General features: G+C 35.3%; 21 protein-coding genes and 3 pseudogenes. 7 read left to right on the top strand and 17 right to left on the bottom strand.

Annotation, left to right across the window (positions count from 1 at the left end; all coding sequences use genetic code 11):
- Positions 1-56: 56 nt before the first annotated feature.
- The 10 genes and pseudogenes from ACW0JX_RS02615 to ACW0JX_RS02570 all read right to left on the bottom strand — a co-directional run bounded on the left by ACW0JX_RS02615 (position 57) and on the right by ACW0JX_RS02570 (position 9,565).
- Entirely contained in the window at positions 57-278 is a 222-nt protein-coding gene (locus tag ACW0JX_RS02615) for a hypothetical protein (protein WP_002094217.1), read from the bottom strand.
- Positions 247-1,791 (bottom strand): glycosyltransferase family 2 protein, encoded by a 1,545-nt coding sequence (locus ACW0JX_RS02610; protein ID WP_459245326.1) that lies wholly within the window; start codon positions 1,789-1,791, stop codon positions 247-249. Before ACW0JX_RS02610 ends, ACW0JX_RS02615 begins: the two co-directional genes overlap by 32 nt.
- Positions 1,784-2,749, bottom strand: coding sequence for an NAD-dependent epimerase/dehydratase family protein (locus ACW0JX_RS02605; RefSeq protein ID WP_089170370.1), 966 nt, complete (start codon positions 2,747-2,749; stop codon positions 1,784-1,786). Before ACW0JX_RS02605 ends, ACW0JX_RS02610 begins: the two co-directional genes overlap by 8 nt.
- Positions 2,746-3,990, bottom strand: coding sequence for a nucleotide sugar dehydrogenase (locus ACW0JX_RS02600; protein WP_459245325.1), 1,245 nt, complete (start codon positions 3,988-3,990; stop codon positions 2,746-2,748). Before ACW0JX_RS02600 ends, ACW0JX_RS02605 begins: the two co-directional genes overlap by 4 nt.
- A complete protein-coding gene (locus ACW0JX_RS02595; RefSeq protein WP_459245324.1) occupies positions 3,980-5,527 on the bottom strand; it encodes a glycosyltransferase family 2 protein in 1,548 nt (515 codons plus the stop codon). The genes ACW0JX_RS02600 and ACW0JX_RS02595 overlap by 11 nt, the downstream gene beginning before the upstream one ends.
- 13 nt (positions 5,528-5,540) lie before the next feature.
- Positions 5,541-5,735, bottom strand: a complete 195-nt coding sequence (locus ACW0JX_RS02590; RefSeq protein WP_000899476.1) for an LSm family protein — start codon at positions 5,733-5,735, stop codon at positions 5,541-5,543.
- A gap of 16 nt (positions 5,736-5,751) precedes the next feature.
- Positions 5,752-6,153, bottom strand: coding sequence for an LSm family protein (locus ACW0JX_RS02585; protein WP_000335542.1), 402 nt, complete (start codon positions 6,151-6,153; stop codon positions 5,752-5,754).
- A gap of 155 nt (positions 6,154-6,308) precedes the next feature.
- Positions 6,309-7,556, bottom strand: a complete 1,248-nt coding sequence (locus ACW0JX_RS02580) for a serine hydrolase domain-containing protein (RefSeq protein WP_089170369.1) — start codon at positions 7,554-7,556, stop codon at positions 6,309-6,311.
- A 252-nt stretch (positions 7,557-7,808) separates the two neighbouring features.
- On the bottom strand, positions 7,809-9,311 hold the full coding sequence (nagE, locus tag ACW0JX_RS02575) for an N-acetylglucosamine-specific PTS transporter subunit IIBC (RefSeq protein WP_000938907.1): 1,503 nt from the start codon (positions 9,309-9,311) through the stop codon (positions 7,809-7,811).
- Between the two features lie 141 nt (positions 9,312-9,452).
- Positions 9,453-9,565 (bottom strand): annotated as a pseudogene (locus ACW0JX_RS02570) (transcriptional regulator).
- 69 nt (positions 9,566-9,634) lie between these two features.
- Between ACW0JX_RS02570 and glsA the strand changes: the two are divergent.
- Together glsA and ACW0JX_RS02560 are read left to right on the top strand one after the other, a co-directional pair.
- On the top strand, positions 9,635-10,564 hold the full coding sequence (glsA, locus tag ACW0JX_RS02565) for a glutaminase A (RefSeq protein WP_001149850.1): 930 nt from the start codon (positions 9,635-9,637) through the stop codon (positions 10,562-10,564).
- Between the two features lie 174 nt (positions 10,565-10,738).
- A complete protein-coding gene (locus tag ACW0JX_RS02560; protein WP_000766603.1) occupies positions 10,739-11,080 on the top strand; it encodes a DUF3969 family protein in 342 nt (113 codons plus the stop codon).
- Between the two features lie 118 nt (positions 11,081-11,198).
- Here the strand turns inward: ACW0JX_RS02560 and ytaF are convergent, their stop codons facing one another.
- Positions 11,199-11,810, bottom strand: coding sequence for a sporulation membrane protein YtaF (gene ytaF, locus ACW0JX_RS02555; protein WP_423098079.1), 612 nt, complete (start codon positions 11,808-11,810; stop codon positions 11,199-11,201).
- A 130-nt stretch (positions 11,811-11,940) separates the two neighbouring features.
- Here ytaF and ACW0JX_RS02550 point away from each other — a divergent pair, with 130 nt between their 5' ends.
- Positions 11,941-12,594 carry a DUF1232 domain-containing protein gene (locus ACW0JX_RS02550; protein WP_423116754.1) on the top strand — a complete coding sequence of 218 codons (654 nt, stop codon included), beginning with the start codon at positions 11,941-11,943 and terminating at the stop codon, positions 12,592-12,594.
- Between the two features lie 99 nt (positions 12,595-12,693).
- Here ACW0JX_RS02550 and ACW0JX_RS02545 read toward each other — a convergent pair.
- Positions 12,694-13,239: pseudogene (locus ACW0JX_RS02545) on the bottom strand (M20/M25/M40 family metallo-hydrolase); the annotation flags it as partial.
- A 362-nt stretch (positions 13,240-13,601) separates the two neighbouring features.
- On the opposite strand from ACW0JX_RS02545, the gene ACW0JX_RS02540 reads away from it, so the two are divergent.
- Complete coding sequence (locus ACW0JX_RS02540) at positions 13,602-13,781, top strand: hypothetical protein (protein ID WP_000858401.1); 180 nt, start codon at positions 13,602-13,604, stop codon at positions 13,779-13,781.
- Positions 13,782-13,969: 188 nt separating this feature from the next.
- Positions 13,970-15,883: a group II intron reverse transcriptase/maturase gene (gene ltrA / locus ACW0JX_RS02535; RefSeq protein ID WP_459245323.1), complete on the top strand. Its 1,914-nt coding sequence runs from the start codon at positions 13,970-13,972 to the stop codon at positions 15,881-15,883.
- Between the two features lie 146 nt (positions 15,884-16,029).
- Here ltrA and ACW0JX_RS02530 read toward each other — a convergent pair.
- From ACW0JX_RS02530 to ACW0JX_RS02520, 3 genes and pseudogenes are all read right to left on the bottom strand, one after another.
- Positions 16,030-16,803 (bottom strand): annotated as a pseudogene (locus tag ACW0JX_RS02530) (acetylornithine deacetylase); the annotation flags it as partial.
- 47 nt (positions 16,804-16,850) lie between these two features.
- Positions 16,851-18,272, bottom strand: coding sequence for an amino acid permease (locus ACW0JX_RS02525; protein ID WP_000969252.1), 1,422 nt, complete (start codon positions 18,270-18,272; stop codon positions 16,851-16,853).
- 106 nt (positions 18,273-18,378) lie between these two features.
- Positions 18,379-18,633, bottom strand: a complete 255-nt coding sequence (locus ACW0JX_RS02520) for a biotin/lipoyl attachment domain-containing protein (RefSeq protein ID WP_000859489.1) — start codon at positions 18,631-18,633, stop codon at positions 18,379-18,381.
- Between the two features lie 293 nt (positions 18,634-18,926).
- Here ACW0JX_RS02520 and ACW0JX_RS02515 point away from each other — a divergent pair, with 293 nt between their 5' ends.
- Positions 18,927-20,330 (top strand): sigma-54 interaction domain-containing protein, encoded by a 1,404-nt coding sequence (locus ACW0JX_RS02515; RefSeq protein ID WP_089170367.1) that lies wholly within the window; start codon positions 18,927-18,929, stop codon positions 20,328-20,330.
- A gap of 83 nt (positions 20,331-20,413) precedes the next feature.
- The gene (locus ACW0JX_RS02510; protein WP_089170366.1) at positions 20,414-20,617 is read left to right on the top strand and encodes a hypothetical protein; all 204 of its coding nucleotides are present in this window, start codon (positions 20,414-20,416) and stop codon (positions 20,615-20,617) included.
- A 45-nt stretch (positions 20,618-20,662) separates the two neighbouring features.
- On the opposite strand, the gene truA is transcribed toward ACW0JX_RS02510, so the two are convergent.
- On the bottom strand, positions 20,663-21,400 hold the full coding sequence (gene truA, locus ACW0JX_RS02505; protein WP_459245322.1) for a tRNA pseudouridine(38-40) synthase TruA: 738 nt from the start codon (positions 21,398-21,400) through the stop codon (positions 20,663-20,665).
- 56 nt (positions 21,401-21,456) lie between these two features.
- Positions 21,457-22,836, bottom strand: coding sequence for a 23S rRNA (uracil(1939)-C(5))-methyltransferase RlmD (gene rlmD, locus ACW0JX_RS02500; protein ID WP_089170364.1), 1,380 nt, complete (start codon positions 22,834-22,836; stop codon positions 21,457-21,459).

Genomic DNA, 22,836 nt, shown 5'->3' with positions numbered 1-22,836 from the left:
TAGTTGTGACATGTTTGTGAAATGTTGAGCAAACTACTATATATATAGTGTTAACTTCATTTAAAAGTCTTTAAAATTAACCCTTTCCTTAATTGTATTTTTTTGGTATCCTTATATACGAGTCCTATTTTGTAATATAAGAACAATACCCATTGTAGAGCTGTAATACTCTTATCTCCTAATCTGTTATAGTTTTTATAACAGAACAAAAAAGTGTACACATGTTGTACACTTTTTTTGTTACTTCTATAAAACATCTCTTTTTCTATTGCCATCATAGAATCCGCCACGATTGTCTGTTGATGCAATTATTTGCTCTAGTCCTTCTATATGATCACCTATAATTCGAAGTACAGCTGGAGGATGACCTATTTTTGCAAAATGTTCACTGGGACGAATACGGTTCATCTTATCAACCTCAACACGACATACACATGCAATTTCAAATCCAGAAAGAAGAGCCTTCGCCTGTGCTACACAAGGTGACAATAAAGATTTATATCCAATTGCTTTCAAACACTTGTGGCTAAATGCATTAGGTACCGCAATAAGTGAGCCTACCCCTAAATCCTTTCTATCACAAGCTAAATTTAGTGCATACTTAAATGCAGTTACAAGATGAAGTGGTACTCTTAAATCTAAATAATGATTTAAATCATTTAATGCGACGTCCTTTCCATCTGCAATAGCTTTTGCAAAAGGATATAGTTCACTAGCTGGAATAACAAAATCACCATCTATAAATAACACAATTTCTCCTTTTGCAAAATAAGTTCCAAGTGAACGCCCTACATCGTTTCCAAGGGCTTCTTTATATACAATGGTTGTTGCGCCTTTGTCTTTTGCAATCGTTGCTGTTTTATCTGACGAACCATTTACGACAACGATGATTTCAAAAGGTTCAATTTTACGAAGCTCTTCTATAACCTTTCCAATTGTTTTCTCTTCATTTTGTACAGGAATAACAACCGATAGTTGCTTTTCTCTATACAAATTGGATGTAACGCCCCATCCTTGATAAAAATCTTCGAAATTTAAAGTATGATAGACGCTATCCCTTTTCCTATTTCCATCATAATATCCCCCGCGTATATCACTGCTTACTATTCGTTCTGCAACTGCTTCTATATGATCACCTATCATTCGTCTTTCAGATTGAGAAAGGTTCGTGCCATATGCAGCATGTTCAATCGGTCGAAATTTATTCGGCGTAATAACATCAATAGCACAATGACGGTTAATTCTCCATTTACTTTGTGCTATACGTAAATGAGCTACAATAGGATTAACTAAACATTCATATCCAATACTTTGGACGACTTCTTTCGTCAACGCATGAGGTACAGATAATAAAGAATCTATCTTTAATTCTTCACGCTCTAACATTGCATTTAATATTTGACGCCACACTGTAACGGAATGGGGTTTTTGTTTCTTTAAAAACAATGCGTCCAAATTATTTAAAACGATGTCAGTCTGATCATGTAAAATTGGATTAAGAAACAATTGTAATTTGGAAGTTGGAATAGCAAAGTCCCCATCTATAAATAGTAATACATCACCTATCGCATGTTTTGCGCCAACTGCACGCCCAACATCGTTTCCTAATAGTTCTGTATACCTGATTACTTTACAACCTAGCTGATCAGCAACCTCTTCTGTACCATCATTACAACCATTTGCTATGACAATAATCTCTACTGGATTTAACGGTTTTACCGATTGAATAACGCCTGAAATCGTATCTACTTCATTACTTGCAGGAATAATAACTGATAGCGACTTAGCCATTGTTTTCTTCACGAAACCATTTAATAGTTTCTTTCAATCCTTGTTCCCACGTTACTGTCGCTTGAAATTGAACAAGTTCTCTTAACTTTGTTACGTTCGGCCTTCTATTCGGAATTTCTTCAAAGCCATGTGGATATACTTCCTCAAAAGGAACTTGTACAATTTTCGAAGAAGATTTCGTTAGTTTTTTTATTGTTTCTGCTACTTCTTTTATACTCTGTTCGTTCTCAGAACCTATATTAATAATCTCACCATTTACCTTCTCATCCATTGCCCGAATTGTTGCTTCTACCGCATCACTCACATACGTAAAGCAACGTGTCTGCTTTCCATCTCCATATACGAGAATGTCTTCTCCTTGCAAAGCTGCACGGATAAATCGCGGGATTACTCCTGCATATGGACCATCTTTCGCTCTTGGACCATAAATATTAAAATAACGAACAATCGTTACAGGTAAGCCTTCTAATGCGTATCCTAAACATAATGTTTCTTCTAACGTTTTACAAACTGCATAACTCCAACGAATTTTAGAAGTTGCCCCGTACAATCGATCTCCTTCTTCAGAGAAAGGCGGTTTGCCTTTACCATATACTTCTGAAGTAGATGCAAAAACTACTTTCTTCTTTCCTTTTAATGCTGCTTGTAAAATGTTTCTCGTTCCGTCAAAATTCGTTTCAATGAGCTCTATACTTTTTTCCATTGTCGTTTTAACACCTAAAATTGCTGCTAAATGAAACACTACATCATGTTGATTTACTAATTCATAAATAGAGTTTTTATCTAAAACACTTATTGGAATAACCCGAATCTCTCTCATTAGCTCATTATGATACTTATTTTTCCCTTTATAGAAGTTATCCACAATCGTGACTTCATAATCCCTTCTCACCAACTCTTCAGCTAAATGAGATCCAATAAATCCGGCCCCACCTGTAATTAAACATTTCTTACTCATACACTCACCTTCTTTACGATTCCCCGTGTATCTATTACTCGGTTCATTCCTTTAAAAAGCTTCCAATCGATATTAGAGTGGTCAGTTAAAATTAAAATACAACCTGCCTCTTTAACTGTTTGTTCATCCAAAGCAACAGATTGATACACCTTATCTCCAATTTCCGCGGAAGAAATATATGAATCATGGTATTTTATCTCGTATCCTTCTTTTATTAGTAATTGAATAATTGGCAAAGCCGGTGATTCTCTCAAATCATTTACATCTTTCTTATATGCGATTCCTACAATTAAAACTAGTCCGGGTGATTGCACCATGCCCTTTACTTTCCGGACTATTTTCTCTGGCATTTCTTCATTAATTACATGTGCCGCCTCAATTAATTGACTAATTGCCCCATTCTTTTTTATTCTCCATTGAAAATATAAGGGGTCTACGGGAATACAGTGCCCCCCTATCCCTGGTCCTGGCCAATACGGAGTAAATCCAAAAGGTTTTGTAGATGCCGCTTCAATGGCCTCATAAAAATCAATCCCTAAACTTTCACATAATGTGTTTAACTCATTTACTAAAGAGATGTTAACTAAGCGCTGAATATTTTCAAATAACTTACACATCTCTGCTACTTTCGGCGAACTAACAGGTACAACTACGTCAAAAATGGTACTATATAAATCCTGTACTTTTTGTTTACACTTTTCTGTTTGTCCACTAATAACTTTTGGAATAGATTGAACTGAATATTGACTATTTGCTGGATCAATTCTCTCAGGGGAATATCCGATATAGAAATCTTCTCCTACCTTTTGGCCAGCTTGAGAAATAATAGGAATAATAACTTCCTCAAGTGTGCCTGGATATGTGGAACTTTCAAAAATGAAGGTTTGTCCTTTTTGGAGATTTTGTTGTATATAATGCGAAGCTGAAATGAGGGCACTTAAATCTGGTTCTCTTCGTTCATTAATTGGAGTTGGAACAGTAACAATAACATAATCACTACTTTGGAAATCAGTAATACCTTTATCTGGTGTATTTACTATTAATTTATTTTTAGTCAATAAACTTTGCAACACTTTAGAAGAAACATCTGGAATATAACTTTCTCCTTTTATAATCGATTCTATTTTTCTAGTATCTTTATCTAATCCAAGTACGGTATGTCCTCTTTCTGCAAAATGGACTGCTAAAGGAAGACCAACATACCCTAATCCAATAATAGCTACTTTACTACTAGTATTCATCTGTATTCTTTTCTTCCTTTCTCAATTGTTGAATAGTGTCTCTATCGCGATCTCCATCTGTAAAACTCCCACGTTCGTCTGTATATTGTAATAGATAAGCAATCGCCTCAAGTTGATCACCGAAAATACGGTCAAATGCCGGAATACGTCCATTTACAAATCCATGTTGCTCCGGGCGTACCCGATTGGTTTTTATAACATCTACAAATTCTACTGCTGTAATAGAAAAAACCTCCAAAATAGCTTTCATTTGAGCTAATGGCGGAATAACAAGCGAGTCATATCCTATTTTCTCTATTACCCTTTTATGCATAGCATGTGGTACTGCCGTTAATGAGTTATTCCATAAATCCGGTCTTTTCGCTACTAAATTCACAAAATATTTCCCCATACTAATTGGATCTGCAGGATGAAACATATCTAATAAGCATTGTAAATCATTTAAAACCACGTCACTTCCATCTTCAACAGCTTGCAAAAATGGAGTGAGTTTTTTTGCTGGAATAACAAAATCACCATCAACGAATAAACAAATATCTGCCGTAGCATGCATGGCACCTATCGCTCGTGCTACATTATGTCCAAGCGCCTCCCCGAATTCAACAACAATAACATTCTCTAGCTTTGCCTGTTTAACAGTCTCAAAATCTGCTCCATTCGCGACAACAATAATTTCATCTACCCCTGCTTTTTTCACTTCTTGTATAACAGATCTTATCGTCATTTTTTCTTCTGACACTGGTATAATCGCACTATATTTCGCTTTTTCCTTCTTTAATACAACTGGTTTATAGTTCCCTATAAACTCCCTATCCCTGTTTCCCTCCGAAAAACCGCCGCGTTTACCATATGTTTCGATTACATATTGCAAAGCACGTAAATGATCACCCATAATACGGCTAGTCGCTTTCGGATAAGGAGAACCAGGTGATGTTCCTGTATGCACAGGACGAACCTTATTTGTGTGAATTACATCGACCGAATCCATATCAACAATATCTACTCCTCTAGACATCGCTATCGCTTGAAATAGTGCTGGATCTGCTAAATTCCACCACCCAAGTTTCTCGATAACTTCCCTGCTCATCGCATGTGGAATTGCAATTAAAGATCCAACAACAAGCTCCTTTTTATTCAAATAACGATTCAACATGAACTTTCCAACTGTCGTATAATGTGGTCTCATCTTTAAATAAACCGACCATGTTAAATTATTCACAACAATTTGATGCCCTTGTCGAATTCCTTTCACGAAACGTTGTAACTCTTTACTATCAATAACAATATCACCATCTAAAAACAAAACAATTTCACCTTTTGCTTCTCTAGCTCCAATAGCCCGTCCAACATCATTGCCAAGAGAATGTTTATAATATATCACGTGACAATGATGTTGTAACGCTATGTCTTTCGTTCCATCTGTCGAGCCATTATCTACTACAATAATTTCGTAAGGCTTGAGCTTCTCCACTTCTACTAAAACTTGTGATAAAGTACTCGCTTCATTGTGCGCTGGAATAACAACTGATACTCTCATACTTGTATCACGCTTACCCTTCCAAGCGAACATAAGCAATAATAGGAGTACGCACAATTACATCTTCCGGTGGTCCATAAGAAGGAGAAGTACGAACACTTACCGCCCCATCTGTCACAGATAAAAGAATGCCTGTAACAATTTCTACAGCTGTCACAACTTGCACTAATTCACCAACATGGTTACGTAATTCATCAGTAAATAACATATATAGCTCTCCTTTCTTACACTTCTTTAATTGATATAATACTTGTAAATGGTAATAAAACTTCAGTTCCTATACCTTCTTGCAATGTTAAGAAATCATCACCGACTGCTACAATAACGCCTGTTAATTGTCCAACTGTCACCGTAATTTCAACGTTTTTACCTAAATACTGCTTTGCAATTTCTTTAAAAGGTGATGTATTGCATTCTTTTAAAATGTTGCAAATAATAGATTGAAATTGGCTTGATTTTATAAATTCTTCCGTAGCTTGCTTAGAGTTTCTTTGAATAAACCTTGCAAAGTTTTGCGAAAATAAAAGTCGTTCCACAGCAGGCAATAATTTATCATCTAAAAAATAGCTTAATTGTCTATTAAACAATCTTGATAATTTATGCCAATATTTTCTGAACAGACACATACACTTCTCCTCCTATTATTTTTAGATTATAAAATTTTACATCCATACATCTTAATGTATACAAAATAGATATTTTTGTGATAGGTAAGGCATACATTTTCTAAAAGAAATATTTGTTTCAGGGCAAAAAAATAACTATCCAAAAGGATAGTTATTTACACTTCAATATTTCGCAACATCGTATAAATATCATTATTCACTTTACCAAATGATTTAATGTTATTTTGAATGTTAGATAATAAAACAACATACACACTACCATTTTTACTAAATCCATTTAAACAATTCCAACCTGGCATTACACCGTGATTCGAATAGCTTCCTGGGTCTACGTACCAGCCAAATCCGTAATCCTTTTTCACGGCTGTAAACATCTGATCGTAACTCGCTTTTGAAATTAACTTTCCAGAGTATAACGCTTCGTTAAATAAATATAAATCATGTGCACTCGTATATATATCACCACAACCATATAGTTGTGACATGCTCGGAATATTAGGTGTTGTCATATTATTATTTACTATTTTATAACCCGTTGATGGGAATCTTGTTTGTTCTAACGCTGTGCCAAAACCAGAATGTTTCATACCAGCAGTAGCAAAAATATGTTGTTTAATATATTCTTCAAGCGACTGTCCACTTACCTTCTCGGCAATGTATGCAAGTATAGAGTAGTTCGAATCGGAATACTTCCACTTCTCTCCTGGACCACCAATACGCTTTTGATTTCCTATTCGCTTTATCAGTTCTTCATGAGAAATATCTTCTTTTCCTTGCTCATATTCGGGAATCCCTGATGTATGTGTTAATAGATGTTTTAGCTGAATACTATTACCTTGTGGGAAATTTGGAATATACTTTGCAACAGTATCTTCTACTTGTAATTTATTTTGATCTTTCAACTGCATAATAGCAGTTGCTACAAACGCCTTTGAAATAGAGCCAATATAAAAAGTCGTCTCTGAATTATTCGGTACTTGCTGCTCTTTATTTGCCATACCGTACCCTTTATTCAGAAGAACTTTTCCGTTCTTCACAATAACAGCTGTCCCGCTAAATCCTGCGTTTTGTAAATACTGGTCCAATTGAGCGTTTTCATTAATTTCTTGAGGTGGTCCTTCAGCAGGCTGTTCCGCAGCTTGCGCTTGCTTCACTTGTTCTTCCTGCTCTTTTTGTTTTTGCTTCTGTACGTCTTGTTTCTTTTTTTCTTCTTTCTTTTTTAGCTCTTCTTGTTTCTTCATTTCTGCTGCCGCTTTTAAAGTTTCTTCTTTCTTATTATGCGCAACAATTTTTGTATACATGAAATATACAAGTGATAATAGTAAGACGAGAATGATTGTCCTTTTTATGTATACAATCGGCCGATTTGCTTTCCCATTCGCATTATTTTTTTCCTGATCCATAATTGCTTTTTTCCCCTTACTCACCAATAATTTAATTCCTCTACTAAAGATTTATTTTAGTAGATTATGGATAATCCATTCTATATCATCCCTACTTTATCACGCACTACACATATTACCAACCCATATGTACAAAAAAGAAAAAGAAAATTTACAAAAGTAAGATTCCCGTTAAATTGTTAACAAAAAAAGAGGATATCCTGTAAAAAATTGATGTTATCAATCTTTTTAGACATCCTCTTATCTCATTATTTATACGTGTTTTTTCATATCATCGGCAACAGATTCAACATTTGTACCTACGATAACTTGTACACTTGTATTACTTAATTTCATAACACCTTTTGCACCAGCACGTTTTAATGCTGCTTCATTTACTTGACCAGCATCTTTTACTTGTAAGCGTAGACGTGTTGCACAGTTATCAATAACTGTTAAGTTTTCTTTTCCGCCTAAAGCTGCTACGTAAGTTTCACCAATTGAACCTGCAACTGGAGCTTCTTCACCTTCAGCTACCTCCTCTTCGTCTTCACGACCAGGAGTTTTTAAATCGAACTTCTTAATTAAGAAGTAGAATACAACGAAATAAATTACTGCGTAAATTAAGCCGACTCCCGCTAGTAATAATGGTTTTGTTGCAATACCGAAGTTTAAGAAATAATCGATTGCACCGGCACTAAATGTGAAACCATCGTGAATACCAAGAGTTGTTGTAATGAATAAAGAAAGACCTGTTAATACAGCATGAATACCATATAATACTGGTGATAAGAACATGAATGAGAATTCAATTGGTTCTGTAATACCAGTTAAGAATGAAGTTAATGCTAGACCACCTAACATACCTGTAACCATTTTACGTTTTTCTGGTTTAGCAGCCGCAATCATTGCGAAACATGCTGCTGGTAAACCGAACATCATAACTGGGAAGAAACCAGTCATAAACATACCCGCTGTTTTATCTCCGGCAAGGAAGCGAGCAATATCACCATTTACAACATTACCTGCTGCATTTGTAAAGTCACCAAGTACGAACCAGAAATATGTGTTCATTACATGATGTAAACCGATTGGAATTAATAGACGGTTTAATAAACCAAATAGACCTGAACCAACTGCCCCTAAATTAACAATTCCATGAGCTAATGCATCGATAGCATTTTGAATTGCTGGCCAAATTTGTGCGAATAGAATTCCTAATATTAACATCACAACCGATGTAACAATTGGGACGAAACGTTTTCCAGCAAAGAACCCTAACCATTCTGGAAGTTTAATTTTATGGAATTTATTATAAAGAAGTCCCGCTATAACACCAACAATAATACCACCTAAAACTTTCATATCCACTTTAGTCGATAATTCGGCTGCCTTAGATACTTGTGTCATTGTATCTGCAAGCTTAGATGGATCAACATTAGCGCTATTACCTATTAAATCTTGGACTTTGCCTAATTTATCTTGTAATTCTACAGTAGAATATCCCTTACTAAGTGCATCAATACTGTTTTTCATAACTAGATAACCAATTGCACCTGCAAGACCTGCTGCACCACTACCATCAACTGAAAGACCGATTGCAATACCAATTGCAAAAATGAGTGCTAAATTATCAAAAACTGCTGCACCGGCCTGTGCCATAACAGGAATATCAAATACATCTGGTTGCCCTAAACGAAGCAATAATCCTGCTGCTGGTAGTACGGCGATTGGAAGCATTAACGCTTTACCAATACGTTGTAAAAACTGCAACATTTTAATTCCCCCTATCAAATTTATGAAATCGTTATCATTATAAGTACGCCTTAGAAAACGCTTTCTATTTACATAACCATAATAACATATAGTTGTATAGATGTGTAGTTTTTATTTTCGAATTTTTTATGGATAAATCTCCTATTTCCAAACTGTTATATAAAAGGGAAATTCTCCTTTTTTAATACAAAGGACTTGAAAGAACGACCTACTATAGAACATATAACTTTCGTTTTATCATTCCACTTTTTCATGTTATTATTTATTTCCGAGCATATCGGGAAAAGTAAACTTAGTTAATTCGAAATAGGAGCGTTGGTACTATGCAGTGCATTGAAACAAACAACTTACAACAGTTGTTAGAACAAGTAAAACCATATACGAAAAAAGGAAAACTTGCTACTTATATCCCCGAACTAGGAAATGCAAATCCAGACGATTTAGGGATTGCCATTTTCCATAAAGAAACAGAATATATCCATGCAGGCAACTCACAAACACTATTTACTCTTCAAAGTATTTCCAAAGTAATTACACTTGCCCTTGCCCTTTTAGACCGTGGTGAAGAATATGTATTTTCTAAAGTTGGAATGGAACCAACGGGTGACCCATTTAATTCTATTATTAAGTTAGAAACGACAAGTCCATCCAAACCCCTTAATCCAATGATAAATGCAGGAGCATTAGCTATTACAAGCATGTTAGCAGGAAAAGATAACGAGGAAAAAATGGAACGTATTCTTCATTTTGTACGTGAAATAACAGATAACCCTACTATTAATTATTCCTCTAAAGTTGCCGATTCAGAATTAGAGACAGCTTATCTAAATCGTTCGCTTTGCTATTATATGAAACAAAACGGTATTATCGATTGTGATATTGAAGAACTTATGGATTTATATACTCGTCAATGCGCAGTTGAAGTAAACTGCATCGATTTAGCACGTATCGGCTTAATTTTTGCAATGGATGGATATGATCCATATAAAAAGAAACAAATCATCCCTAAACATATTACAAAAATTTGCAAAACATTTATGGTCACATGTGGTATGTATAACGAATCTGGTGAATTTGCAATACGCGTTGGTATCCCTGCAAAAAGTGGTGTAGCGGGTGGTATTTTCGGCTGCGTAAAAGGCGATATGGGAATCGGCATTTTCGGACCAGCTTTAGATGCAAACGGAAATAGTATTGCTGGTTTTAAAATTCTTGAACTTCTTTCTGCTCAAGAAGGCTGGAGTATTTTTTAATCGCGAGTTATCCTGCTATACTAGCAGGATTTTTTATTTCACCAAAACCTCACTTTTGTCAGTTATCAATCCTCTTACAAAAACAGTGCTGAAAGTTTCTCTATATCATGCATATTTGTTCCCCCCTCCTGAATAATATAGTACAACCTAGCGCTATATGTGGAGGTGTGAAAGATGAAACTAATATTTCAAATGGGAAAACAACCTGTTCTTGAAAAAACAATCCTTCTTTTTATATTGAGTATTGTAGAAAGCTTGAAGTTAAAAGTTGTTTCACTCGACGAAGCTCACCGATACATATTCAATTTAGAAGTACTTGAATTATTAATGGATCGGAACATCGATGATCAAGTACTTGAACTTATTCATTTCGGGATGGGACTTGAAGACATTCATCATGTGCTTCCTGAAGAACTTGAGCATACTATCGAGGAATTAAAATGGCTTTGCATCCAAGTGTTAAGTGAATACAGTATGCATGAAGAATCAGAGCAATTAATTGAAGACATACGCTAAAAAGCACCTATGTAGTATGTAGGTGCTTTTTATTTATTAAGAAGTAAATATCCGATGTCGATATATGCAATTTATTCAAGTATTTCCGAGGAAATGCTCGAACATTGCTTTTCTATTTTCACAACAACTGATCAATCCCAATAAGTATTAATAACACTCCTGCAATAACCGTCGCCCATTTCCCTAAGTAAGCTGCTAAATATCGTTTCCCTACATATGCAAAACCACTTATACAAATAAAACTAAACACCCCAGAAATAGTCGCTGTAAGCCAAAGATTTAAATTTGTTACCCCAGCATCAAACCCACCTGCAATATTATTAATAGATAATGCAACTCCTAAAACAAGTGCTTCAGAAAAACTAATTGTTTTAGATCCATCAAAATCTGCTTTTTCTGGATCACGTAAAATTCCCATAAGTACATTATCATCTTTAGAACCTACAGTATTTTTTTGACCCAAGAAAGGCTGACATAAAATAAACACCCCAATTATCCCTAAAACGATTGCTCCAATCAGGTTTGCTGTAAACTCTGAAATAAATAATGCAATCCAGTTCCCAAAAAATCCAGCTAGTAAAGTAAATAAAAATCCAAAGAATGCGATGATAAAATTGTTAAACCACGAAATACGAATTTTACGAATGCCATACGCAATCCCAACACCTGCATTATCTAAATTAGAAGCGATTCCGATTAAAAAAATTGAAAATAAACCTGCCGTACTCATAAATAGTCACCCCTTTTTCTCACTTTTCAATGCATATTATGAAAATGTTGAGCAACTGTGCCTGTCTGTTTCATATACTTGTAATAAATGCTCAACATTTTTTCAACACTAAAAAAGGAGTGCCTACACTATGGCTAATGAAAACCCGAATGATCGGCTTGGTAAATTAATAAAAAAACTTTTAAAAGAACGCGCCTTATCTATGCGCCAACTAGGAATACTTACAAATATTGATCCTGCAACAGTCTCAAGAATTATTAATGGCAAACAACCGCCAAAACAAAAACATCTACAAAAATTTGCAGAATGTCTTCAAGTTCCACCCCAATTGTTATTTGATGAAATGTACCCTGATTCTCCTCACATTAATAAAGAAAAAACGGATATGTACACATCTCTTGATACCATTCAGCAAACTTTACAATCCTCTAACTTATTCGATTTCGATTACACTACAACTCGCGTAAAACAAGAACTCGAAAATTACGAACGCTATGCCCAGACAACAGAAGGCGAAAAACGTATTCGTGACAGTTTCGCAAGCAAATTAGAGCAAATTGATAGTGCTGGTCCTTTTATTGAACAATTAACAGATATGTATCAACAATTTTGTAATGAAACCATTTCAAAAGAAGAACGTGCAGTTCTTGGGAGCGCATTACTTTATTTCATATTATCGACAGATATTATTCCCGACTATCTCTTTCCAATTGGCTATTTAGATGATGCGATTGCCGTTGAATTAGCGAAAGAGAAATTAATTGAAATGAAACGAAAGACATAGCAAAATAAAGAACTATTTCAGTTGTTTATATTCAACTCTGAAATAGTTCACTAAAAAATCGTACAAGTATACATACTCGTACGATTTTACTATACAAATCTATTTTTTCGTGTGGCACCATTCATATATAAATGTTGTTATCACTTTTGTAAATTCAATTAACTGTTCAATCTCAACTTTCTCATTTACAGAATGTGCTTCTTCTAATGTACCTGGTCCATATATAATCGCTGGAATGTGAAACTCACTAAACCAACCGCCATCAGTTACCGTTGCAGACATATCTAAAATTGCATTTTTTGATAGAATAGACTCGTGTACTGAGCTAAGTTTTTTTACAGCTTTATGTTCACTATCTATTTCTAATGAAGGGAAAATTTCCCCACGATCTACAATCATTGATTCTCCGCCCCACTTAAATTGTGGCGGATTTTCACTTAACCATGGATCGGCAGCTGCCACCTTTCCAATATACTCTTCAATTTCGTTTATTATTTGTTCATGTGTTTCATTCGGATAGAAGTGCACTGTTATCCACAATCGGCACTCATCCGCAATAAACGCCGCATGCCTTCCTCCCTCAATAACAGCTGGATTAATTGTTGTTGTTCCAAATGGATAGCCTTCATATGTTTTCATAACTGCCGTGCGACACGTTCCTAACTGAAAAGGTTACGCACGCTGTCTGAACGTCATTTATGGCAAGTAAGGGAGTCGTGAACTCTTAACTCGATAGGTAGAATGATAGGGTAACGCCTTGAAATGCCTACTCTAATACTCCGACATGCGTTATTCGAATGTGTATAAGAATAGGGTGTGAAGCTCGGTGAAGTCGGCTGAAAGTTGTCGTAGTACTCATGAGTAACCGAAAGCTAACCAGAGGTGGTTGGTACAACTGATAGGTCGGGAGTCGTGAAAAACTTAATATGGTGAGAATGTGATAAAACACTGACGAACTAGCGAACGAAATGTCTGTAAGTGAAACTACTTAGAAATGAGTAGACTTGATGAAAACTTCAAGTGCGTTCCGTGGGCGAGTAAGTATGGTGGTTTCGAAAGCTCCATGCATCGTTACAGGCGATGGAGAGGACGCCAGGCAAGAGCTAGCACCTAAGTTAAGAATAGATAGAGTTAAGGGAACGTGGAAAGCTATCAACATGGAGAGTACACACTCTATGAAGTGGTAGGGAGGAAAGGAATATATCTATAACTTCCTTTTATGATAGTGAGAGTAGAGGCAGGAGTGATGAAGTTTCTGTAATGGAAATGGAACAATAGCCTCAAGTCGTTTCGCCTAAACTATTTCAACTCAATCATCTCAAGGATTCTCGTATGACTAAAAAGGTCACGAGCCAAGATTGGAGCGTGATATACCTTGAACGAAAACTTTAAGAAGATCCCTAGAATGAAAAATACAAGGTTACGCCATGCTGAGTATTATGGCATGACTGAAATCTTCGATGAACTTTATGCAAAAAGTAAGGATAAACAAAAATTTAAAAACCTCATGTCAATCATTACTTCAGACAACAACATTCTACTCGCCTATCGAAATATTAAACGGAATAACGGAAGTGCCACGCCTGGAGTCGATGAAGTTACGATAAAGGACGTTGAAGAGCTTGGAACCCATGAGTTTATTGGAATTGTGAAGAAAAGATTTAAACAGTATAATCCTCGAAAAGTAAAACGTGTGGAAATTCCAAAACCTAATGGAAAAACTAGACCATTAGGTATTCCATCTATGTGGGATAGAATTGCACAACAATGTATTCTACAAGTACTGGAACCTATATGTGAAGCTAATTTTTATAAATATAGTTATGGGTTTAGACCGACAAAATCAGCTGAAAATGCAATATCTGCATGTAATGGGCGAATAAACAATAATAAAATGCAATATGTAGTGGACATAGACATTAAAGGTTTCTTTGATGAAGTGAAACATCCAAAGCTTATGCGACAAATTTGGACAATGGGTATTCGTGATAAACAATTACTTGTGATTATACGTAAAATGTTAAAAGCGCCTATTGTTTTACCAAATGGAGAAATCGTACATCCAACAAAAGGGACACCGCAAGGTGGAATACTTTCCCCTCTATTGGCGAATATCACTTTAAATGAATTTGATTGGTGGATTGCAAACCAATGGGAAAGTAAAAAGTGTCGAACGATTAACGACTATTTTAATAAGAAAACAGGATGGTATAATCGTCAATATCGCTATCAACAACTTAGAAAAACATCTACATTAAAAGAAATGTACATTGTCCGCTACGCAGATGATTTTAAAATTTTTACTACAACGCGATTAAATGCCGAAAAGATTTTCATGGCAAGCAAAATGTGGCTAGAGGAACGGTTAAACCTTCCTATTTCTGGGGAGAAATCTCAAATTACAAATCTGAAAAAGAAAAGTAGCGAGTTTCTCGGCTTTGAACTGAAAATGGAACGAAAAGGATATGACCGTTTTGGCCGCAGAAAATACGTTTGTCAATCACATATAGCAGAAAAAGCACGAAAGAGGATTAAGAAACAACTCAAAGACCAAATCAAACTCATGCAAAGAGTTCCCAATGGAAACGAATTAATCAAGAACGTTCGAATTTATAATAGTATGGTTATTGGCATTCACAATTATTATCAAATTGCGACGCAAGTAGTCAATAGTTTGATGCCAATACAATACCAATTAACACAAATAGAACGTCAACGATTAAAGCAATTTTCATTGCGAAAAACAACCAATTATCCAATCAAAGATAAAGGCATTAAACCTTATTTAAAATCAAAGATGACAAGATATATTAATGGATATCCCCTCATTCCTATTGGGTTCATTAAAACAAAAACAGCATTAATGCCCAAAAATAGTGTTAATAAATTTACCAAAGAAGGACGAGAACTAATACATCGGGAACAAAAGTCGGTTCCGAACTGGCAAGTTCAATGGATTAGGGAACACCCTATCATTAATGAACGGACAACGATAGAATTCAATGACAATCGAATATCGCTGTTTATAGCCCAAAATGGAAAATGCGCAGTAACTGGGGAAGAATTGATTCTAACGGAAATGGATTGCCATCATAAAACATTATGGAGTAAAACGAAGGATGATAGTTATTCCAACTTAGTGCTAATTACTAGAGATGTTCACCGGCTAATCCATTCCACAGATGTAGAAACTATCCAAAGGTATCTTGAATTTCTTGAATTAAATGAGGAACAACTTATAAAGCTGAATAAACTAAGATTGTTAATTGGAAATGAAATAATCAAGTAAATTAGGGATTTAAATTAAACTAAGTAGATTGAGGAAAATGAAATAGAAGGCAAACGATGGCATGCCGTGTGCGATGAAAGTTGCACGCACGGTGTAGAGCAGGGGAAAAGGTGGAGATAACCTCAAAGTCTTACCTATTGCTATCAGTGGCGCTCTAATTCTTGTAAGCTTTGTACAATTTTCATCATTTTTTCAATCGCACTCGCTCCAAATAAACGTCCTCCAGCATGGATCATTTGTCTGCGCGTTGCATCATGAAACGTTTGTGGACTTTTCACTGTAATCCATCCAGTAATGACACCGCCTTGTCCTTGCATATGTAAATCGCTCGTATCCACTACTACTGCAAAATCAGCATCGTAACCCCTTTTGCAGCATTGAAGTGTACCTGCTTCTCCAACTTCTTCTCCAATTACCGATTGAAAAGTTAAATCTCCAGGTAATTCAATACCAGCTTCTTGTAAAAGTTGAATGGCAAATAGCGCTCCAGCCAGTCCACCTTTCATATCTGCTGCGCCACGTCCAACTAACCAGCCATCTTTTATAAATGGATCAAATGGATTTGTTTCCCACGCCTCATCTGCTGACACTTCGGCTACATCCATATGTCCATTAATAATAAGACTTTTATATGAGTCACTTTTTATCCCTTTTTTTACCCCAACAACATTCGGATCATTCGGATATACATCCCATTTATCAATACTAAAATTTCGTTTTCTTAAAAACTCTGCAACAAATTCTTGTGCTTCATTTGTATTTCTCGCTGGCGGTGCTGGTGTTTCAAAACGAATTAAAGTTTTTGTAAGTTCTAGTAATTCATCTTTCCTTGAATCTATTTGTTTTAACAACTGCGACACTTCTGGATTCATCGCTAATTCCCCTTTGCATACATAGTATGTTTCCAGCTTTATTTTCACAAAAAAAGAGACTGTTTACAATTTTACAGTCTCCTAATTAATTACTATTATAAATTCTCTACTTCCGTTGTATTTGTCTTTTCAATATGCTCCACATTACTTCCCTTATTTCTTGTAGCACGATAAAACAGTAAACAAACAATCATAAATGGAATACCACAATACAATGCCATTCTTTGTTCTGGAATAAAGGCCATGCCAACGATTACTGTTAAATTTAATACTAACGCAAGAAGTGGTACAAATGGATACAATGGTGTTTTAAATTTCAAGTCCTTAACATCCCCGCCCCGCTTCATGTATGACCTTCTAGCTAATAAATTTGATAAAGCAATAGATGCCCAAACTAGTATCGCTCCGAACCCAGCGATAGAAAGCAGCCATAAATAAACTGTATCTTCCGCATAAATACCTGATAGTAGTGAGAGACACCCTACAATTGTGCTTACGATTAATGCATAAATAGGAACACCGTTTTTAGATAACTTGCCAAAAATTGGACTAATCATTCCTTGATTAGACATAGACCATAGCATACGCGAAGTCGCATATAATCCTGAATTCGCAACGGATAGTACTGCTGTAATAATAACGAAATTTATAATATCTGCTGCATAAGGAATACCAATTTTATCAAATACAACTACGAATGGACTTTCTATTACTCCTGCTTGCTGCCAAGGGAATAGTCCAGCAAGAATAAAAATAGATAGTACAAAGAAAACAAGTATACGCCAAACTGTATTGTTAATTGCCTTCGGGATCGTTTTCTCTGGATTTTCACTCTCACCTGCTGCAATACCAACTAATTCTGTTCCTTGGAAAGAAAAATTAACTGCAATCATTGTAATTAAAATGGCTGATAATCCATTTGGAAACAATCCACCATAATCAGTAAAGCTAGAGAACATTGGCGCTGGTTCATTTCCTTTCATATCTAGAAAACCAAACATTGCTGCCCCGCCCAAAATAATAAATGCAATAATTGTAATTACTTTAATACTTGCAAACCAAAATTCCACTTCCGCAAAACTTCTTGAAGATAACGCATTAATAGCAAAGAGCAGTACCGCGAATACTACACACCAAATCCATGACGGTACATCAGGAAACCAACGTTTCATCAAAATACTAACCGCAATTAATTCAATGCCTATCGTAGCAGACCAGTTTAACCACGACATCCATCCCACTACATAACCCGCTGCAGGGGAAATATGCTTTGTCGCATACGTTTGATAAGACCCTGCGTCAGGCATCGCAACCGCTAATTCTCCAAGACAGAGCATAGTTAAATACATTACAAATCCACCGACAAGATAGGCTACAATTGCTCCTCCAGGCCCAGCTTCATGAATCGTATAACCTGATCCTAAAAAAAGTCCTGTACCAATAACTCCACCGAGTGCAATCATAAATATGTGCCTGCTTTTCAATTCTCTTTTTAATCCTTGGTTTTGATCCATCATATAAATCCCCCCTTTTCACTTTGCCAATCCATTTAATGTAAGCGTTTTTAAAATTCTTCACCGTAAAAATAATGATTTAAAATAGCAAAAATACACATCACTTACATTAATCACTGCCTGTTACTAAAAGGTCATCCCTTACTGTTATTAATAACTTTTGATCAGCAATAGCTTGTCCTTCTACTACTTCTAATGATTCAATATAACCACTGATTCCTATCTTAATTTCTACTTTCTGTTTATCTATCGTTTCAATTAACGCTAATTTCTCCCACTCGTATACGTAAGAACTTTCCGTAACAAATAACTTCTCTACTTTTCCATAACAAGGACTATACACACCTTCTATAACTGTCTTCACTTTATAAATCCCTCCCTCTTATTAATTGACACCGAAACGTTGTATATCCTGTAAAAATTCATATTCTCCCCTCTAGAGATTTCAAATATTATTTATGCAAAATGCGTACCAAGTCTCTAATTCATATATTAAATGAGAGTTTTACACAAAAAAGCGTGCACAACCGCAAAATTTTTCTATCATTTGAAAAGTTTTAAAAGGAAAATAGCAAAAAAATTTTGCGGTTTTATAAGAATTTTAATAAAATTATAAAAAGTCAGTCTTCATAGGGTGAAATGAGGAGAAGATAATCTATGCGTACAGAAGACATTAATTTTAAACAGATCATTGAAATGAACATGCTATATGAAACTTTACTCAATGAACTCGATATCGGGATTCATATTATTAATGAGGAAAGTAAAACGATTATCTATAACCGCAAAATGATGGAAATTGAATCAATGGAACGCTCAGATGTATTATATAAAAGTCCTTTAGAAATATTTGCATTTGAAGAAAATAAAAATAGTACTCTTATAGAGGCATTAAAATTAGGAAAAACAAACAAAAATATAAAACAAACGTATTTTAACAACAAAGGACAAGAAATTACAACGATTAACGATACTTTCCCTATAATAGAAAATGGAAAAATTAAAGGCGCTATTGAAATATCAAAAGAAATTAGTAACTTAAAGCAAACAATAAGAATGGGCCCTTCTCGAAAACAAAGCACTAAATTTACCTTTGATCACATAATTGGTGATTCTGAAGCTATTCAATCAATCATTACTGAAGGGAAAAGAGTAATTCGTACATCTTCCTCCATACTTCTAGTAGGAGAAACAGGCACTGGGAAAGAACTATTTGCACAAAGCATCCATAATGAAAGTCAGCGTTCAACAAAACCCTTTATTTCACAGAACTGTGCCGCTATACCTGATACACTCATGGAAAGCTTATTATTCGGTACAAACCGAGGTGCATTTACAGGAGCTATCGATAAAGCTGGTTTATTTGAAGAAGCGAACGGAGGAACTTTGCTATTAGATGAAATCAACTCATTAAGTCCAGCACTTCAAGCGAAGTTACTACGAGCTATACAAGAAAAAACAATACGAAGAATCGGAGGCACACACGAAAAAGAAATTGATGTTCGTATTATAGCAACTATCAATGAAGATCCTTTCGAAGCCATCTCACATAATCGATTAAGAGAAGACTTATATTACCGATTAAGCGTCGTTACTTTATGTCTTCCGCCTTTACGTGAAAGAAAAGAAGATATTCTAGCTCTTGTTCAGCACTTTATTGAAAAATATAATACTCAATTCGGGCTAAACGTAACCGATGTAGATGTAAATGTAAGAGAATTTTTCTATGCATACGATTGGCCTGGGAACGTACGGGAGTTGGAACATATAATTGAAGGTTCCATGAACTTAATAGAAGATGAAACCATCATTACAGCGTTTCATATGCCTACTCGCTTCCGTGAACGAATAAAAACAGAATTCAATATGCAACATGCACTAACTAATCACAATACTGATGCACCAAAAACTTTAAAACACACAATAGAAAAGATGGAAAAGAACTACATTAACCAAATTCTTAAAGAGAATCATGGCAACATCTCACAAGCTGCAAAATTTTTAGGATTAAGTAGGCAAAACTTACAATATCGAATTAAAAAACTGCATTTACACATATGAAATGAACATGTCTCCAAGTGTAAAAACAACTTGGTAAAATATGTTATAATAAACATATAACATGCTAGAAAGGGGCTATATATATGAGTGATGATAAAAAATTAAAGTTATTACAATACTTATACTTTTTCCCTGCCATGCTCTGTATGATGTTATTCATTAATGCCGATGTAAGCAGCTCTCCTTATGCAAAGCTATTAGGAACAATTTTTGGCTCCTTTGCAGCTATTATGCTTGCTGCTTTTTGGAATTTGAAGCTACGTATAAAAAACGAGAAATCTTCGTAATACTAAAAAAAATCGAGCTACTTAGCCCGATTTTTTTATTTGCCATTAAAACTCAACATTCTCTAAATACAACCCACTTGCCTCAGCAAGACAATTAATTTGATTGCGCTGCTTTTCCTCTAAAATGTTTGGAATTGCTTCAGCATCTAATTGTCCTAATCCAACTTCAATTAATGCCCCAACAATTTTTCTTACCATGTTATGAAGGAAGCCGTTACCACTTACTCTAATTTTTACAAACCCTGCCTCTTCCATCACATCAAGTGTATATACTTCTCGAACCATAGATTTTTTCTTTGATTTCGCATTTGAAAAAGCAGTAAAATCATGTGAACCAACTAAATGTTTCGCAGCTGCTTTCATGCTTTCCACATTTAATTTTTTATTCACATGCATGCTGTATTTACGCATAAATGGATTTGTATGCTCTTCATTCCAAATTTTATACAGATATGTTTTTGCTTTAGAGTTGTAACGAGCATGGAAGCGATCATGTACTTCTTCCACATTCGTAATGCTAATATCGTTAGGTAAATATTGATTTAAATATTTTTTCACTTTATGTTCCACTAACTTCTCATCACTTTGAAAGTTAGCAACTTGATTCAAAGCATGTACACCAGCGTCTGTTCTACTACAACCGATAATTTCAATTTCTTTTCCGACCATTTCAGATATGACACTTTCAATTTTCCCTTGAATCGTATTATCATTATTACCGAGACGTTGCCATCCTTTAAAACGTGCACCATCGTACTGAATCGTTAATTTATAATTATGCATAATATTCTCCTTCATAGAAAATATTCCCTCATACCATGAGGGAATATTAATAAACTTTACTTTCTAACAAGCTTCACTACATTTTCTACGTGAGCTGTATGCGGGAACATATCAACTGGTTGCACATACTCCACTTCATAGCTCTTCATTAATGCTTGTACATCACGTGCTAATGAAGAAGGATTACAAGACACATACACAACTTGTTTCGGCTTCACTTTTAAAATTGTTTCCAGTAATTTATCATCGCAACCTGTACGTGGTGGATCGACAACAATTACATCTGGACGCCATCCTTCTTTTACCCATTTCGGTAACCATTGTTCAGCTTTACCTGCTTCATATTTCGTATTTGTAAATCCGTGACGCTTCGCATTTTTCCTTGCATCTGCAATCGCTTCTGGAATTACATCCATACCACGTACTTCCGCTGCATCGTTCGCAAGCCAAAGTCCGATTGTACCAACACCACAATACGCATCTACAATTTTCTCATCGCCTGTTAACGCAGCTGCTTTTTTCGCTTCATCATATAAAACAACTGTTTGTTCTGGATTCAATTGGAAGAATGCACGTGCTGATAATTCAAATGATAAATCGCCAAGTGTTTCTTGAATTACTTCTTTTCCAGCTAATTTAAATGTTTTGTCTCCAAAAATAACAGATGTTTTACGCCAGTTTACATTTTGCATAATTGATTTAACCGCTGGCATCTGTTTTTGTACTTCTGCAACAAATTGTTCTTTATTTGGTAATTCTTCTTTTGTTGTAATAAGTGTAACTTGTACTTCCCCTGTTTGAACTGCAGTACGTGTTACAATTGTGCGTACTAAACCTTTTTGTTTTTTCTCATTGTAAATAGAAACATTTAATTTTTCTAAAATACGTCTTACAACTTTTGTCGCTTCATTCGTTGCTTTATGTTGAATCATACAATGAGCAATATCAATTAACTGATGTGAGTTTTGTTTATATAGCCCTGTAATAACCTTTTCGTCTTTACGCCCCACTTGTAATTGACTCTTATTACGGTAATGCCATGGATTTTCCATGCCAAGCGTTGGACGAATTTTCTCTTCCATACTGTTTTTCATGTACTTCTCAAATGCTTGTACAACAATATCACGCTTTTGATTCAATTGTTCTTTATAATCTAAATGTTGCAGCTGACAACCGCCACACTCCTCATATACTGGACACGGTGCTTTCACACGATGCGGTGAAGCTTTACGAACTTTTTTCACTTTCGCTTCAGCGAAGCCACGCTGAATTTTCGTTGTTTCTGCAACAACTTCTTCTCCTGGTAATGCCCCTGGAATGAAAACAACTTGTCTCTTAAAATAACCAACGCCTTCTCCGTTAATCCCAAGACGTTTAATTGTCACAGGAAACGTTTGACCAACTTCCAACTTACTCTCATGTTGCTTTTGTATCAT

It is taken from the genome of Bacillus sp. C-3-6 (genome assembly GCF_054509685.1).
This window is presented reverse-complemented; position numbering and strand designations above follow the sequence as displayed.

Bases quoted from the DNA above. Each gene is read 5' to 3' on its own strand.
- truA (WP_459245322.1), bottom strand. From the start codon at position 21,400: ATGCATAATTATAAATTAACGATTCAGTACGATGGTGCACGTTTTAAA.
- ACW0JX_RS02605 (WP_089170370.1), bottom strand. From the start codon at position 2,749: ATGAGTAAGAAATGTTTAATTACAGGTGGGGCCGGATTTATTGGATCT.
- ACW0JX_RS02515 (WP_089170367.1), top strand. From the start codon at position 18,927: ATGCGTACAGAAGACATTAATTTTAAACAGATCATTGAAATGAACATG.
- ACW0JX_RS02590 (WP_000899476.1), bottom strand. From the start codon at position 5,735: ATGTTATTTACTGATGAATTACGTAACCATGTTGGTGAATTAGTGCAA.
- nagE (WP_000938907.1), bottom strand. From the start codon at position 9,311: ATGTTGCAGTTTTTACAACGTATTGGTAAAGCGTTAATGCTTCCAATC.
- ACW0JX_RS02585 (WP_000335542.1), bottom strand. From the start codon at position 6,153: ATGTGTCTGTTCAGAAAATATTGGCATAAATTATCAAGATTGTTTAAT.
- ytaF (WP_423098079.1), bottom strand. From the start codon at position 11,810: ATGAGTACGGCAGGTTTATTTTCAATTTTTTTAATCGGAATCGCTTCT.
- ACW0JX_RS02610 (WP_459245326.1), bottom strand. From the start codon at position 1,791: ATGGCTAAGTCGCTATCAGTTATTATTCCTGCAAGTAATGAAGTAGAT.
- rlmD (WP_089170364.1), bottom strand. From the start codon at position 22,836: ATGATACAAAAGCAACATGAGAGTAAGTTGGAAGTTGGTCAAACGTTT.
- ACW0JX_RS02560 (WP_000766603.1), top strand. From the start codon at position 10,739: ATGAAACTAATATTTCAAATGGGAAAACAACCTGTTCTTGAAAAAACA.
- ACW0JX_RS02550 (WP_423116754.1), top strand. From the start codon at position 11,941: ATGGCTAATGAAAACCCGAATGATCGGCTTGGTAAATTAATAAAAAAA.
- ACW0JX_RS02615 (WP_002094217.1), bottom strand. From the start codon at position 278: ATGATGGCAATAGAAAAAGAGATGTTTTATAGAAGTAACAAAAAAAGT.
- ACW0JX_RS02595 (WP_459245324.1), bottom strand. From the start codon at position 5,527: ATGAGAGTATCAGTTGTTATTCCAGCGCACAATGAAGCGAGTACTTTA.
- ACW0JX_RS02540 (WP_000858401.1), top strand. From the start codon at position 13,602: ATGAAAACTTCAAGTGCGTTCCGTGGGCGAGTAAGTATGGTGGTTTCG.
- glsA (WP_001149850.1), top strand. From the start codon at position 9,635: ATGCAGTGCATTGAAACAAACAACTTACAACAGTTGTTAGAACAAGTA.
- ACW0JX_RS02525 (WP_000969252.1), bottom strand. From the start codon at position 18,272: ATGATGGATCAAAACCAAGGATTAAAAAGAGAATTGAAAAGCAGGCAC.
- ACW0JX_RS02600 (WP_459245325.1), bottom strand. From the start codon at position 3,990: ATGAATACTAGTAGTAAAGTAGCTATTATTGGATTAGGGTATGTTGGT.
- ACW0JX_RS02510 (WP_089170366.1), top strand. From the start codon at position 20,414: ATGAGTGATGATAAAAAATTAAAGTTATTACAATACTTATACTTTTTC.
- ACW0JX_RS02580 (WP_089170369.1), bottom strand. From the start codon at position 7,556: ATGGATCAGGAAAAAAATAATGCGAATGGGAAAGCAAATCGGCCGATT.